At 69.0% G+C, this 15,875-nt stretch carries 1 protein-coding gene (cut by a window edge); it reads right to left on the reverse strand.

Translation table 11 applies throughout. The annotated features are described in order from the left end of the window. Nucleotides 1-15,875 carry the 3' portion of a Calx-beta domain-containing protein gene (locus HD594_RS16475; protein ID WP_184752152.1) on the reverse strand. 13,042 nt of this gene lie beyond the right edge of the window, so the window shows 15,875 of its 28,917 coding nt (coding positions 13,043-28,917); the start codon falls outside the window, past its right edge; its stop codon occupies nucleotides 1-3.

Here is a 15,875-nt window from a genome sequence, read left to right on the forward strand (position 1 = left end):
CTACTTTTTCTTGCCGTTGCCCGGAGGCGTCGGGGCCGGCGCCGGCGTGGTGGTCACGCCGTCGTCGCCGACGATCGTGACGACGCCGACGCCGTCGGTGATGTTGAGGTCGGGCGTGGGCTCGAGCTGCACGGCGAACACCTCGTCGCCCTCGGCGGCGGTGTCGCCGACGATGGTGAACGTGATCGTCGCGGTCGTCTGCCCGTCGGCGAAGAGGAGCGTTCCTCCGGTCGCACCGAGGTAGTCGTCGCCCAGGGCGGCGGTCGCATACGGCGCGAGCGCCCAGTCGATGCTCGCCGCCCCGTCTCCGTCCGACCTGGTCACGGTCAGCGTCACCGTCGTCGTACCCGAGTCCCCCTCGGCGACGGTGGCGTCGCTCACGCTCACAGTCGCCGCTGGGGGCGACGCACCCTCGTAGGCGACGTCGTCGGTGCGCATCCGCCACGAGTCGACGGTCACGGCGGACGTGCCGAACACGCCTCTTCGCCCATCGGCGAGCGGTGAATTGTAGCTGTACGACTCGAGAACCTGCCCGTTGAAGGTGACGGTGACGACCGTGGCCTTGAGCACGACGTTGAGCGTGTGGGAGCCGCCCGCCGTGAACGTGCGGGCGATGGACGCGTCGATCGTCTCGACGCCGCCGACGACGTGGCCGATGACGATGCGCTGTCCGGCAGTGTCCATCGCGACGAACTTGTAGTCGGACGCGGTGTAGTAGTCGAACACGATGCCGGTCGTACCTGCGGCGGTCAGCACCGCCTCGAGCTCGACGTACGACATCGAGTCGAGCTGCGGGATGTCGTCGTCGGCGTCGAGCAGATCCAGCAGCGCCAGGCCGCCCGCGGTGCCGTTGAGGGTTCCGGCTGTCGGGTCCGTCGTCCACGTGCCGGCGACGTCCTCGACGACCGACGGGCCGCTGCCGGAGTAGTGGTCGGTGCGGTCGATCGTCAGCTCCGGCGAGATGATCGTGAGCGCGATGTTGTCGAACCAGCCGCGGGCGCGGTTGGACCCGAAGCCCACGAGGCCCTTGTTGAGGGCCACCTGGTCTCCGTAGAGGACGCGGGGATCGAACGTGTACGACAGCGACCCGGCTCCCGCGACCGTCACCGTCACGATGAGTCCGTTGACGACGACGTTCAGGTCGTACCACTTGCCGGCCTTGACCGAACCGGGCACCGAACCCTGCGACAGCACGTTCCAGCCCGACGCCGTGCGCTCGCCGATCACGAGCTTGTTGATCGCCTCGTCGATTCCGGCGAACTTGAAGTCGTCGGGTCCGAAGTAGTCGAAGACCACGTACGAGTTCGCCTTCCAGCCGCCGGTGGGCTTGTCCATCGAGATCTTCGCGGCGAGTTCGTAGTAGACGGTCTTGTACGCGTCGGAGTACCAGACGGCGACGGCGTCGCCGTCGTTGTTCACGGCGCCGACCATGAGGACGCCCTGCGTCACGGTGAACTCGCCGGAGTCGGTGGCGAAGCCCTGCAGGGTCCCGTCGTTGAAGTCCGCGCCGCGCACGGTGTCGCGACGGCCGCCCGGGATGTTGCCGGCCTGCGGGTCGGTCGGTCCTCCGGTCTGCGTCTGCCACTGACCGTGGTCCTGCTGGATGATCAGGCCCAGTTCGCCGTAGGGCTCGCCGTTGCGGATCTCTTCGGTGCCCTCGTCGCTCCAGCGCGTGGGGTCGGCGCCCTGGCTGCCGCTGAGCGCATACAGGAACTCGGGCAGCCACGGGCTCACCTGGCGGCTGACGGTCGCGATGCCGAAGGGCGCGAACGGCACGATGTAGCTGTTGAATTCGCCGACCCAGTCGATGAGGCGGTCGCCGCCGGTGTTGCCGATGAGGATGTCGAGCCCGGCTCCGCCGTACACGCGATCCTGGAAGCTGGAGTTCACGCCGTCGGGCACATCGTTGAGCCATGTGTCGCCGGCGAGCGTGCACGTGCCGTTGGGCTGCTCGGTGACGCAGCCGGAGTGCAGGTCGTCGTCGGCGTTCATGAGGTCGTTGCCCCAGCCGCCCCAGATGGTGTCCTCGCCGGTGCCGCCGACCATCCAGTCGTTGCCCAGGTCGCCGAACATGACGTCGTTGCCGTCCGACGGCTGCTCGGAGTCGGTGCCGATGCAGTTGCCCTGGTTGTCGAGTTCGACGCAGGCGGTCACCCAGTTGCCGAGCAGGTCCTCGTTGTTGAGGAACCAGTGCGACGGGTAGTCGGCGATGTCGGTGCTGTCGGTGCACGTGTGACCGCTGGGCGTGTACGCGGTGCACGTCCACACATCCCCGGTCTCGTCGAAGAGGATCGCGCGGCGCGGCTCGTACTCGTCGTAGAGGTAGAACTCGCCCAGGCGCAGCTCGTTGTGGTTGTTGGCGTGCCACGGGTTGGTGTCGTCGCCGAAGTGCAGCACGTCGCCGGGGTTGTACGGGTGGAAGAAGTCGATGTACTCGAGTCCCACCGGGTCGCCGTCGCCGTCGAAGTGCTGCGCGTAGCCCTCGGCACGCGCCTCGGCGCCCGAGACGGCATCGTCGCCGGCGCCGGTGTGGATCCAGTCGGAACCCCATCCGCCGAAGACGATGTCGTCGGAGTTGTTCGCGTCGTACGTCGGCTGGTCGGCGACGTGGTGCTGGCTCTGGTTCGTGTTCGGGCCGAGGTTGTAGACGGTGAGGTCGGCGGCCTTGTTCAGCTCGCCTTCGACGTTGATCGTCGCGTTCTGGACGTGCCCCGGCGTGTAGATGTACTCGTTCAGCACGTCGCCGTTGCTGTACTTGTCGTCGGGGTCGACCGTCCGAAGGCCCAGGATGCCGTAGAGCGGCTCGGTCTCCTGCGTGCACGCCGCGGAGCCGGCGGTCGGGCAGGCGGTGTTCCGGCTGGTGAAGATGCGCCCGTCGTCGCCGAGGATGCCGTCGCGGCCCGTGCCGCCCGACACCCAGTCGTTGCCCCAGCCGGCGATGATGTCGTCGTCCTGAGCGTCGCCGAACACGATGTCGTGGTCGGCGCCGGTGTAGACGGTGTCGTCGCCGGTCTCGCCATGGACCTCGTCGCGGCCGCCGATCTGGATCGTCTTCCAGGATCCGCTCGAGGTGTCGAGGACCATGGAGCACGTCGGCTGCGTGGGTGAGCCGTTGCAGTCGGCCCCTTCGGTGAGCCCGAAGTTCTGCGGCAGGAAGTCGGGGCCGCCGATCGTGTAGTCGAGCAGCTCCACGCCGCGCACGACGATCTTCTGCGGACCGTAGTCGTCGTAGTTGAACGTGACGTAGTTCGGGCCGGTCGCCGGCGGTTCGAAAACGCCGCCGGTGTTGTCGTCGCCGTTGACGTCGATGTGGTTCACACCGACGATGCGGATGATCCGCCCGTTGTCGCCGACGATCGTGTCGGCGTCGCGGGCATGCATGTTCCCGGGCACCGTCTGGTCGTCGAGGATGCCGCCGTCCAGCCCGGGCACGGAGTCGACGCCCGAGGTCTGGTCGTTGATGCCGATGCGGATGCCGGCGCCGCCGAACAGGATGTCGGCGCCGCGGTCGTCGCCGGGCAGGTACCACGGCTGCGGGTTCGGCAGACCGTCAGGGCGCTGCTCCGGGTCGACGAGGCTGAAGAAGTCGCTCGAGCCCCCGAGGATGTCGTCCTGGCCGAGACCGCCGAGGACCCGGTCGTTGCCGCCGCCGCCTTCGATGTAGTCCTCGCCGTCGGTCGCGGCCTCGAACGTCGCCACGACGTCGAGGGTTCCGACGAGGTCGCACACCACGCCGGCACCGTCCGGCAGGCAGCCGAGCGGCGTGCGCGACGCACCCGGGTGCACGGTGATCGTGTCGTCGTCGACCATCCGCGCGAACGCCTGCTCGGTGCCGCCGTCACCCTGGATCACGTCGTTGCCGAGCTGGCCGAACAGCAGGTCGTGGGCCTCGCTGCCGGCGAGCTCGTCGTTGCCGAAGCTGCCGGCGCCCTCGGAGCCGTCGTCGATGGCGAACGTGTGCCACAGCTCGGTCACGTCGTATTCGGCCCACCAGGGCGCCCCGTCGGGGTCACGGTACGGGCGCGGCGTTCCGTCGACGAGGAGCGCGCCGGAGTCGTCGGCGGTCGGCGTCGGTGCGCCGTTGCAGAGGTTCGCGGCCGTCAGGATGTCGCTGCGGCTGTAGAGCAGGGTGCCGCACAGGGTCTGGAAGCGCTCGCTGGTCCAGTCGCCGTGCGTGCGCACGATCCCGGCGGCGTCGCCGAACAGCATGTCGTCGGCCTCGTCGCCATCGGCCTGGTCGTCGCCGCGGCCGGCGATGATGAGGTCGCGTCCGAGGTTTCCGAAGATGTGGTCGCCGTCGCCCTTCTGCAGGTTCACGCTGTAGACGGCGAGGATCGTCTCCAGCTCGGTGGTCTGGATCTTCTGAAGGATTCCGAGGCTGCGGATGTCCGGCAGGTTCGGATCCTGGACTTCCTGCAGCACGACCCCGTGGTCGCCGAAGACGACGTCGTCGTACACGGACTCGGGGCCGCCCAGGACGGTCCACAGGCCCTCGCCGAAGATCAGGTCGTGGCCGCCCACGAGCAGGTCGTCGCGGACGAACGGCTTGTACGGCTGGATCGTGGTGCCGTTGTTGATGTAGCCGGCTCCGGTGACGCTGGGCGCCGGCGAGAGGTCGCTGGTCGCGATGTCGAGCGCGCGCGTGAACATGTCGACGTTCATGCCCGAGTCGCCGTAGATGTGGTCGACGCCACGCAGGCCGCGGATCTCGTCGTCGCCCGAGCCGCCGGCGAGGTGGTCGCCGGCCTGACTGCCGATGATGAGGTCGTTCCCGACGCCGCCGTAGGCGCTGAACCCGACGGTCGGCAGCTCGCTGTGGCCGAGGTGCGCGAACAGGTTCGACGCGTCGATGATGTCGTTGCCCGCGTCGTCGTACGGGTGCGCGAGACCGAGCATCCACTCGTCGTCCTCGTTCTCGGCATCCGGGATGCGGGTGAACGGGTCGAAGGGCTTCGGCCCGAACTCCATGCCCAGGACGTTGGACGGGTCGCCGGCGTACCAGATGCCGTCCTGACCGGTGTCGCCGTAGACCACGAGCGGCGAGCCCGGACCGGCCGTCGCGTCGACGTCGCACGCGATGTCGAGGTACAGCGGGCTGACGGAGCCGAGGTTGCAGACCGTGATGGTGTCGCCGCCGACGCGGAGTCCGCCGTCGAGGTCTTCACGGTAGCCGGTGACCGTGAGCAGCGGCGCGTGCCACACCTGGTGTCCGTCGGCGTCGAGCGTGACGGTCGGCTGGAAGGCGACGTTGTGGAAGGTGAGGACGGATGCCGTGACCTCGGCGATCGTGTAGACGCCGGGCATCCCGCTGATGCGCACCTGCTGGCCGACTTCGAACTTGTCGGTGACGAACGAGCCGCCGTCCGTGCGGGTGAGCGAATCGGTGCGGATCTCCATCTCGTCGGTCGCGGTGACCTCGAGCGGGTCGGCGATGTGCACGGTCGTCGCCACCTCGCCGGTGGAACCGAGGTACTCCGGCCCCGAGAGGTACATGATCGAGCCGACGCCGCAGCCGGGGAACGGATCGCCGAAGTCGCAGTCGGCGAGCGTGCCGCCGAAGCCGAGGATCTCCCGGGTGAACGCCTCGCCGTCGAGCTGCACGTGCTGCGGGCCGCTGCCGTACGGGTCGAGCGCGACATAGCCGCTGCCCGGGAAGTACTCGTTGACACTCCACGGGCGACCATCCAGGCGCGTCAGCACGAGCTCGGTGCCGTCGGGCGCGTCGGGCGCGCTCGTCGCGCGGATCATGTCGAACGCGCTCTGCACCGTCGAGTTGCCGCCGCCGTGGATGACGGTGAGGCCGCCGTGCGGGCCGGGCACGAAGACCGTCGGCTCGTCGCCGAGCCCGGCGATCTGCGCGGGCGTGATCTCCTCGCCGCGACGGAGCGTGAGCATCGCGCCGTCCTCCGAGATCGCGGTGAGCCGCCACTGCCCGTCGAGGCCGTCGATCATGATCAGCTGGCCGATCACGAACCCGTCGTCACCCCACGCGCCGCTCTCGCGCTCCACGATGGCGCCGTCGCCGGCGATGTTCGGGGTGATGGTGATGTCGCCGGTGCCGGTGCCCACGACCTCGACGTCGCTGCCGATGACGTCGTGGAAGCCGACGCCCTCCGGTGCGGTGCCGGGAGCGATCTCCTCCAGGTACATCACCGTGTTGTCGGTGGTGTCGCCGGGGAAGTCGTCGCCGAACCCGGTCACGACGAACTCGACGCCGTCGATGGTCACCGGCATTCCGACGAGGAAGCCCTGCGCCTTCCAGTCGAACGGACCGTACGGGTCGGGCCGCGAGAGGCGATGCGTCGTGTCATCGGGCACCGTTTCGCCGACGCCGGGCTCGGTCAGCTCCACCGTGCCGGTGAGCTTGACCGCGTCATCCGGCTGGAGCGTGCCCTGCACGTCGAGGCGGTCGTTGCCGATGCCGAGCATGAGGTTGAAGACCTCGATGGTCGACTTCGCTCCGTCGGTCAGGTACTCGCCGTCGACGACCTGGACGGTGCCGAAGCTGATGCCCCCGGGGAAGATCTGCCCCTCGCCGAACGTCTCGTCCTGGTCGCCGGCGTAGCCGTCGCCGAAGTCGAGGTCCTTCGCCATGCCGAAGCCGCGCAGCGTCGTGCTGTTCATCGCTCCACGGCCGTGGGCCTGGCTGGAGTCGTTGTAGATGTTCAGCATGTCGATCTGCTTGGTCTCGGGCGCCTGCGTCGCGATCGCGAACAGCGGCCCGTCCTGCTCGCCCGGCAGCTTCAGACCGAGCTCGAGCGACCGATCGGCGCCCGACACGCCGCCCTCGACGGCGAGCGGTCCCCTCAGCTTCGACAGCAGGTGGGTCGAGGTCGGGAAGATCTTCACACCCTGGCGCTGGATCGGCTGCTCATAGGCGATGTCGGCTTCGAGGACGACCTGCTTCTCGACGTAGTAGTCGGTGTCGTCGAAGGTGACGACCGCCGCGATGCGCGTCACCGTGACGTATCCGTCGAAGCCGGTCAGGTCGTCTCCGGGAGCGAGCAGGACCTGGCGCAGCTCGAGCTTCTCGTCCTTGGTGTCGTTCTCACCGCGCAGGATCGCGATCTTCGCCCGCACGCACCCGACGTCGCCGTCGCAGATCTCGACCCACTGTCCCTCGATGAATCCGTCGGCGAGCCAGCTCGAGGCGTCGTCTCGCTCGAGACGCCATGCACCGCCGACGAGCTGCGCCGTCGCATCGCCGTCCCACGCACCGACCGCGCGCAGCTGGTTGATGGTGTCGTTCTCGGTGGGGATCGCCGGTGTGCAGCCTCCGACGCTCTGGTCGACGTCCAGCGAACCGCCGTCGGGCGCGATGCCCGTGATCGTGTAGATGGTCGCGCCGCACCCGGAGATCGTGATGCGGTCGCCCACCGCCAGCCCCTCGTCGAGGAAGCTGCCGAGATCGCTGCCGTTGGCGCGGGTCACGGTCGTGCCGGCGAAGCTGAGCTTGCCGAGGAACACGCGGGTGGGGACGTCGCCGCCGATGATCTCGTAGTCGACCTGCGGGTCGAGGACATCGCAGTTCATGCCGTCGCTGTCGCACAGCCTCACGACGTCGACGAGGCCGTCGGGCAGGAGCGCGATCTGCACTTCGCCTGTCGGCGGCTTGGTGAGCCGGATCGTGTAGTCGTCGGTCGTGCCCGGAATGCTGCACGTCGCGTCGCCGCACTTGACGATCACCGTGTCGGTGCCGCTGATGTCGGTGATGACGAACGGCGTCTCGTCGTCGTACACGACAACGTCGCTGCGCTGCGGACCGCTGCGCAGGTTCGGGAACGGGTACGCGTACTCGGCGTCCGCGCTGCTGAGCGCGGCGTACAGCTCGTAGAAGACGACGGCGGTCGTCGGGTCGGCCGGGTCGGCGTTGTCGCGTGCGTTCGCGACGACCCGGATCGGCAGGTCCCAGTTGCCGCTGGTGAACTGGACCGCGTAGTGGGTGCCGCCGTCGGGGTCGGCGAACTGCTGCAGACGAGACGCGGCGAGGCCGGGGAAGGTCAGCTGGAGGATCGCCTGACTCTCGGCATCCATCCACACCTTGACCCAGATGGTCTCGGCGCCGGGGTTCTTCGCGAGCGAGAGCAGGATGTCGTCGTTGCGCTCGGTGGTGCCGTCGCCTTCGATGACGTAGGTGCCGGCGTCGAGCTCATCGGTGCCGGGCGCGACCGGGATCGCGTACACACCCGGGGTGTCGTTGTCGTATACCAGCGCGTTGACCTGGCGGACACGTGCCATGTGGAAGGTCTCGTCCGCGCTGATCACGGAGTGCTGGATGACGACCCTGCGGTCGCCCTCGGCCCGCGGGTCGTCGACCGCGTAGACGTAGACGCGCTGCGGGGTCATCCAGTTCATGTCGTCGAAGGTGAGCACGACCTCGCGGCCCGCACGGTCGTACACGACGCCGTTGCGGACATAGTGGCGCTGGAACTCGCCCTGCTCGTCGCAGTCGGCGTCCACCGCTCCGACGCACAGCCACACGGTGTCGCCGATGCCGTCGGGCAGCGGGTCGAAGCCGTTGTAGACCTCGGGGCCGGGGTTGATCTCGTGGCCGAACGCCTCTTCGGACGGCGAGTACGCGGCGGACACCGTCACATACACCGGGGCATCCGGCTGCTCGGCGAGCTCGACCGTATAGTACGCGGTCTCGTCGATGGTCGAGCCCCCGCCTTCGCGCACGACCGTGCCGCCCGTCTGCTCCTTGATCACGACCACGCCCTGGTCGCCGACCGCAAGGTTGTACGGCACCCCGTCGGTGGGCAGTCCGTCGTAGCCCGAATCGGTCGCCGAGGTGACGAGGTGATCGACCGCGCCGGAGAGGCCCTCGAGCTCGCGCGTGACGATGTCGGCGGTGACGTCGCCGGTCACGCTGATCATGTCGGAGCCGAGACCGCCGATCACGCGGTAGGCGACGCCGTAGGCCGTGGACTGCACGAAGAACTGGTCGTCGCCCTCGAGCCCGTCGACCTCGAGCACCTCGATGGTCGTGTAGCGGACGAGGAGGCCGGCGCCGTAGATGCCGGTGTCGGTGATCGCGAAGTCGTCGGCGAACTCCGTGCCGAGCACGACGAGCTTGTCGAAGCCGGTGCCGCCGTCGACGTTGACCGGGGCGTTGACGTTGTACTGGACCTCGTCCTCGCCGCCGCCCGCGCGGATGTCGAGCGGTCGGTTCGTCGAGAAGCCGAGGCCGATGATCGGCACCGCGACGCCGTCCTCATCGAGCGGGATGATGTCGTCCATCCACCAGCGGTTGTCGAGGTCGACGTTGCTGCCCGGCTCGTGGTTGTACGTTATGTGCGCGTCGGCGTTGTTGCAGACGCCGTCGCCGTTGTTGTCGTACCGGATGTAGCCGTCGGCGAGCTGGCACTGCCCGTCGACGTGGCCGTCGTCGCCGTCCATCGGGTACTCGCCGGTCTCGGGGTCGGCGTCGAAGCTCACGTCGCTGTACCCGCATCCGTTCGCCGCATCCCCGGCATCCGCCGCGTTGTCGGCGTTGGTGTCGCACACCGCGGCGATCGCGAACGCGCGGACCACGAACAGGTCGTTGTCGTCGTCGCCGTTCAGCTGGATCTCGGCCTGGTTGGAGTAGACCGTGAACCTGTCGTTACCGGTGCCGCCGGTGGCGATCAGCGGCGCGTGAGCGCCGGGGCTCAGCCAGCCGCGCGTCGTCGGCACGAGAGCCGGGAACGTGTCGGCCGGCAGCAGCGCGCCGCCGTCGGGCGCGAGGTCGTCGTCGCGCTGCGTGCCGAAGATCTGGCCGATCTGGAAGGTGTCGTTGCCGTATCCGCCGTCGAGGGTGATGGTGGCCGAGGTGTCGTCGACGTAGAACGCGTCGTTTCCGCCCTGGCCGAAGACGGTGATGCGGCCGTTGAGCGCGGTGTCGTAGGTGACCCGCTGCACCAGAGCGCTCGGCTCGTTGCCCTGGATGCGGTCGCGATAGGTGCCGATGCCGCCGTCGTCGGCGGCGCTGTCGCCGGCCAGCAGGGCGATGAACGCCGGGTGGTCGGCGGTCTCGGTCGCCGAGTCGCAGGTCGCCGGCACGCCGCTGACGCCGTAGGGCGACTCGTTGTCGATGCAGACGAGCGCACGCAGCAGCCAGATGTCGTCGGTGGCCTTGTTCTCGCCGTCTTCGGAGCCGTTGAAGTCGTCCGACAGGTTGTCGTAGCCGTAGATCTCGAGCTCGTCGACGCCGTTGTCGGGCGCGCCCGTGTCGAGCACCTGGATGACGTAGTTGCGGATGCTGCCGTGGCTGCCGTTGGTGTAGACGGTGTAGTGGTCGCTCTCGCCCTGGCCGTCGAGCGTCAGCGCATGCCCGGCTCCATTGCCGCTCTGCAGTCCGGTCGGGCTCGTGACGATGTCCATCGACTGGAGGTACCAGACGGTGAATTCGTCCTCGCCGTCCGTCGTTCCCGGCGTCGGAACCGCATTGCCGTGGACCGTGGTCTTGGAGCCGAGGAAGATGTAGCCCGGGTCGCCGAGGCTGAGCTTCGAGTCATCGAGGTCGAGACCCGAGGGGTCGCCGAGCTGGAACACGTCGACGTCGACTCCGCCCCAGATGTCGGTCTCCCAGACGGGCACCGGCGCGGTCGACGGGGCGCACGCACCCTCGGGGTGGCCGAAGCCGTCGATGTCGGCCCCGGTGACCATGCAGTCGGCGGTGATCTCGCCGCGCAGGATCATCGTGGTGCCGCGTTCGGGCACGGGCGCACCGAGCGTTCCGCCGCTGTCGAGGTTCAGCCAGTCGCCGCGGATGTCGATGCCCTCGTTCGCGAGGATGCGGCTGTTCTGGTGCAGCGTGATGTCGTCGCCGACCCGCAGCTCGACACTTCCCGTCTCGGCGAAGACCGTGCCGTTGGGGATGATCCGCAGGTGGTCGGGGTCGTTCCCGGGCACCGTGTCGTTGTCTTCGGCGAAGTTCGCGGACCCGTTGCGGATGAGGAAGAGGTCCTCGTCGAACTGCGCGGACTCGCGGACGGTGAGCCGGATGTCGCCGCCGGTGGTGTGCGCGTAGACGAGCCGCAGGTACGCGTCGGTCTCGGTCAGGAAGATGCCCCCGGATGCCTCGAGCGCGACGTCGTCGGCGACGGCGATCAGGCCCGCATCCGAGGTTCCGTCCGAGTTGTCGGCGCAGTTGGGGTTGTCGCACGCGAACGGCGAGCCGACCAGCGAGTCGATCTCGAGGTCGTTGGCGCCGTCGGTGTCGCCGATCGAACCGCCGTGCGCGTCGATGTCGATCGTCTGCCCGATGACGTCGGCGGCGGCATCGTCGAGGGCGTCGCGGATGCTGCCGTTCCGGCTGCGCAGCGACACGTTGCCGGTGGTCAGGCCCGTGATCGGGGCGTTGTCGCCGGCGGTGTGCACGAGGCCGATCTGCATGTCTCCGTCGACCTGGTCGAGGAAGATGCCGAAGGTCTTGTCGTCGTCCGCGGCCGTGTCGAACGCGTTGAGGATGCCGAGCGGGCCGCCGATGGCATCCACCTCGATCTCGAGGAAGTTGTCGGGGAGACCGATGCCACCCACACCCGAGACGCTGCCGGGCTGGCCGAGTCCGTTGTCGCCCGCGGTCAGCGTGATGTTCCGGCCGGTCACGTCGACCCCGGTGAGCGGGCCGCCGGTGTCGAGGTCGTACGCGTCGACGAGCGTCGAGTCGTCGTCGGTGTCGAGGATGCCGGCATCGAGTTCGGCGTCGAGGATCTTGCGCGGCGAGCGCAGGTCGACATCCGCGCCGATCGTCGCGGTCGTGCACGCCTTCGGGGTCGCACCGGAGCACAGCCCGGTGGTGTGGATGTGGCCGACGCGCAGGTCGCCCTTGCCACTCTGCTCGACGACCGTGATGTCGCCGTTGTTCAGGACATCGATCTTGCCGGAGCCGTCGGTCACACCGTGGGTCGCGGACGTCTCGTCGTCGGTCCAGGTCGCGTCGACGTCGGTGTACGCGAGGATCGTGATCTCGGTCGCGGCCGACGTGTGGAAGATCGCGATGTTGTGACCCGCGCGGATGTCGCTGAAGGTGTAGTACGCACGGATCGGGTCCAGATCGGTTCCGAATGGCACCGCGACAACGTCGCCGCCGACGATGACCGGCTCCACGATTCCGCCAGGGCACCCGTCCGAGTCCTCACGGAAGTAGCACGTGGTCGGCACGGTGTACGTCGGAGATCCGGTGCCGTACGGCGCCGGCTTGTCGTTCGGGCTGTAGACGTCGACGTTGACGTCACCCAGGGTCGGCAGCTGGATGCCCTCGGCACTGTCGCGGAGGATGACGACCGCGTCGCCGCCGGCCCTGATGGGCCCGATGACGGGCTGGACCGCGGACGTGCTGGCCGTGAGCGCGTCGCGACGGATCACTCGCAGGTCGAGGTAGAGGTTCTGGCCCGCCTCGACGTCGAGGGCGACGGGCTTGAACACGGCGGGGACGCCGACTTCGCCGGTGTGGGTGATCTGGTGGAGGACGAGCGCGATCGGGCTCGGGATGGTGCCGATCGAGCCTTCCTCCGCGTCGAGCGTCGCGGTGTTGCTGTAGATGGTCTCGGTGCCGCCGTCGGGGTCGCGGAGGATCGAGCCGCGGTCGTTGGTGATGCGGGTGGTGCCGATGGTGTTGACGATGTCGCCGTCGTACGTGATGTCGAAGCCGGTGGTCGTGCCCGCGCGCAGGCTCTCGATCACCACGTCGGTGGCGGGGAAGATGTGCTGAAGGTCCCACGTCCACGCGGGCGGGTACGGAGGCGCGTGGGGGCCGTTGTCGACCGACACGCTGATCGTGGCCGCCGGGGTCGTGGTCAGGTGCGAGTTGAGGGTGTTGATCGACACGCTCTGCGGGTCGTTGGTGCCCTCGATGTAGATCGCCTTGTCGGAGGAGTTCCGGATCAGCAGCGAGTTCCAGGTCTGCTGGATGTAGAACGTGCCGTCGTGGCCGCCGATCGTCCCGTCGCAGAGCAGGTCGCAGCTGCCGCTGGCATCGTTGGTCTCGAACAGTGCGGCCGGGATCTCGTCGTAGATGATCGGGTCGATCCAGATCGTGCCGCCGGGGACGACGTCGCCGATGCCGAGGGCACCGCCGCCCTGCGTCGCACGGACGGTGACGTTGTCGGTCTTCGCGACGATCTCACCCGTTTCGTCCACGATGAGGATCGGGTTCGGCTCGCCGAGGAGGAAGACGGTCGAGTTCCACGTGATGGCGCGTGCCTGGACGTTGGTGACGTCGGCGTCGGAGGAGCCGACGTCGAAGAATCCGCCCGAGCGTCGCGCCGAGGCCGACAGGTTGTCGAAGGTCGTCACGGCCCGCACGACGAGTTCGGCGGTGCGCACGATCGACTCGTCGACCCCGACGACCTGGGATGCCCCCGAGAAGGTGACGCTCGCGCGCGCGTCGGTGTCGCCGCCGCCGCAGCCGCAGCTGGAGCGCGCCGTCGCCGACAGATCGATGTTCTTGTGGCGCGACTGGATGAGCACGGACGCGCCCTCGACCTCCGATCCCGTCTCGAGCGTCGTCGTCACGGTGTCGGCGAGCTTCACGTGCGCGCCCGCGTCGGAATCGGCGCCGAGGGCGTAGGCACTCGCCGACGAGTTGGCCTTGCCGAGCACGGTCACGTCGTGGCCGACGAGCGCCCCGTCGCCGTCGATCGAGTAGCGGATGCCGGTGCCCGCCGAGATCTGCACGGCTCCACCGCGCAGCAGCGCGCCGGTGCCGATCGTGGTGCTCACGGCCGCGGTGTGATCGTTTCCGATCTGCACGCCACGGCTCGAGCTGTCGTTGGCGTCCACATCGGTGCCCAGACCACCGGACCCGGCGGACGCGTTCGCGCGCCCGTCGACGCCGGCCGCGGCATCCACGAGGATCGTGCGGTTGGCGAAGAGTTCGCCCGAGACGGTCGTGGCGATCTCGTATCCGATCTCGAGGTCGACGAGGGCGTCGGCGCCCGCGATGAGACCGCCGGTGCGGTTGACGGCTTCTCCGTTGGCGGTGTTGAAGCCCAGTGCTGTGACGGCGATGTCGGAGGATGAGAAGACCGTGGCGCCGGAGGCGACGTCGACGGTGACGGTGTTGCGGACGACCGCGCCCGAGTCGGCGCCGCCGAAGGCCAGGAAGCCGCCGCCCACGCCCTTGGTGGCGACCGCGACGCTCGAGAACGACTCGCCGGCGATCTCGACCTCGCCGCCGCGCAGCGTGCCGCCCTGCACCGACGCGGTCAGGTGCGGGTGCGAGGTGACGTCGGAGTCGACGTCGCTGAAGCGGAACAGTCCGCCGCCGACGCCGGTGGCCGCCGAACTCACGACCCCGTTCGCGCCGCCCGCGGGGTTCGCCAGGAGTGCGTCCGGCCCGCCGACGCCGAACAGCACGTGCGGGTTGGAGGCGGCCGGCAGCGAGCTGCCGAAGTGCAGGGTGAGCTGGTGGGTGCCCGTGCCGTTCGCGACCACCGCGATGCCCTCGTTCACGAGCCGGTGCGTCCCGGACTTGCTCACCAGACCCGTCACGAGCGCGCCGCCTGTGGTGCGCAGCTGGAACTGCGTGCCGTTGAGCACATCGATGACGTACATGCCGCCCTCGGTGAGCCCGATGTTCTCGTGCCCGACCCGGGTGAGGGTGTGCAGCGCGAGCCGGTTCGCCTCGAGCGTGCTGTACGAGATCGGCAGCACCTGGATGTTGCCGCTGCACGGCTGGATGTCGGTGCCGGGGCCGGGATCGGCGTCGTAGGTGCCGAACCCGGCGTGGCAGTACGAGTCGGCGAGGCGGACCAGGTCGGGACCCGCGGACTCGGACCCGCCGACGATCCAGACGTGCTGCCCGTTCGACAGGCCGCCGAGGACGGGACCGCCCGACACGGTGTAGACGTACTCCGCGCCCTCGATGCTGCCGTGGTCCGGAGCGTAGATCGTGTTCTCGCCCGACGAGTAGTCGATGTTCCCCGACCCGGTCGTGTCGATGATGCCGTCGCCGTCGACGGTGACGTCGACGAGGTGCGAACGGAACTCGATGACCGGCGGCGCGTGGTACACGACCGTCAGTCCGTCCAGGCCCGCCGTCGAACCGACGGTGAACGTGTCGCCGCCCGAGATGTTGGGAGCCCCCGACCACACCGTGGCGCCGTTCGCGCCGAGCGGGGTCGTCGACAGGCGCAGCCGGTACGCGTCGACGACGAAGACGTAGTACGAGGCGCCGCAGGTGAGGGTGCCGCCGCCGTAGGTGCCGAACGCGGTGCCGCCGCCGCACGTGTACGTGACGACGTCCCCGGTCAGCAGGTTGTGGCCGGACGGGAAGTACAGGCCCGCGGTGACGTCGTCGACGGCATCCGCCCAGGAGTCGCCCATGCCCGGCTGGTCGGCGATGAATTCCAGGCCGAGCTTCAGCGCGTAGTCGTTCTCGACGATGACGCCGAGGGTGCGCCCGTCGGCCAGCCCGCTGATGGCGTACGGGTTCGGGTCGTTCTCGCCGATGTTGCCGGGATCGGGCGCGCCGTAGGTGACCGAACCGCCGGTGGCGAGCCCATGCGGCAGGGCGAAGCAGATCGTGTCGTCACCGGCGCAGTCGAGCGAGTCGATGGTGCCGTCGCTGAGTTCCTCCAGGGCGCTGCCGTGCTGGGCGCGCACCGCCAGCAGACCGCCGGCCTGGACGAAGCCGCCGGTGATCGTCGACGAGACGATCGGCGTGCTGCTCGCGTCGGCGCTGAAGCCAGCCTGGATGTCGATGAGCCCTCCCGAGGCGGCGTATGCGTACGCGTCGGAGTCGGTGAGCGACTGGGCCAGAATGATGACGTCTCCGGAGGCCGTGACATCGCCGTTGCCGACGCGGGCACGGACCTCGGGGGCCGTGCTCGCCGAGGCGGACGACGCGCTGATGGCGACGAGCCCGACGCCGAAGGTGTCGACGCTGGCGC

Origin of the sequence: Microbacterium thalassium (assembly GCF_014208045.1) — a bacterium.
Classification (GTDB): Bacteria; Actinomycetota; Actinomycetes; order Actinomycetales; family Microbacteriaceae; genus Microbacterium; species Microbacterium thalassium.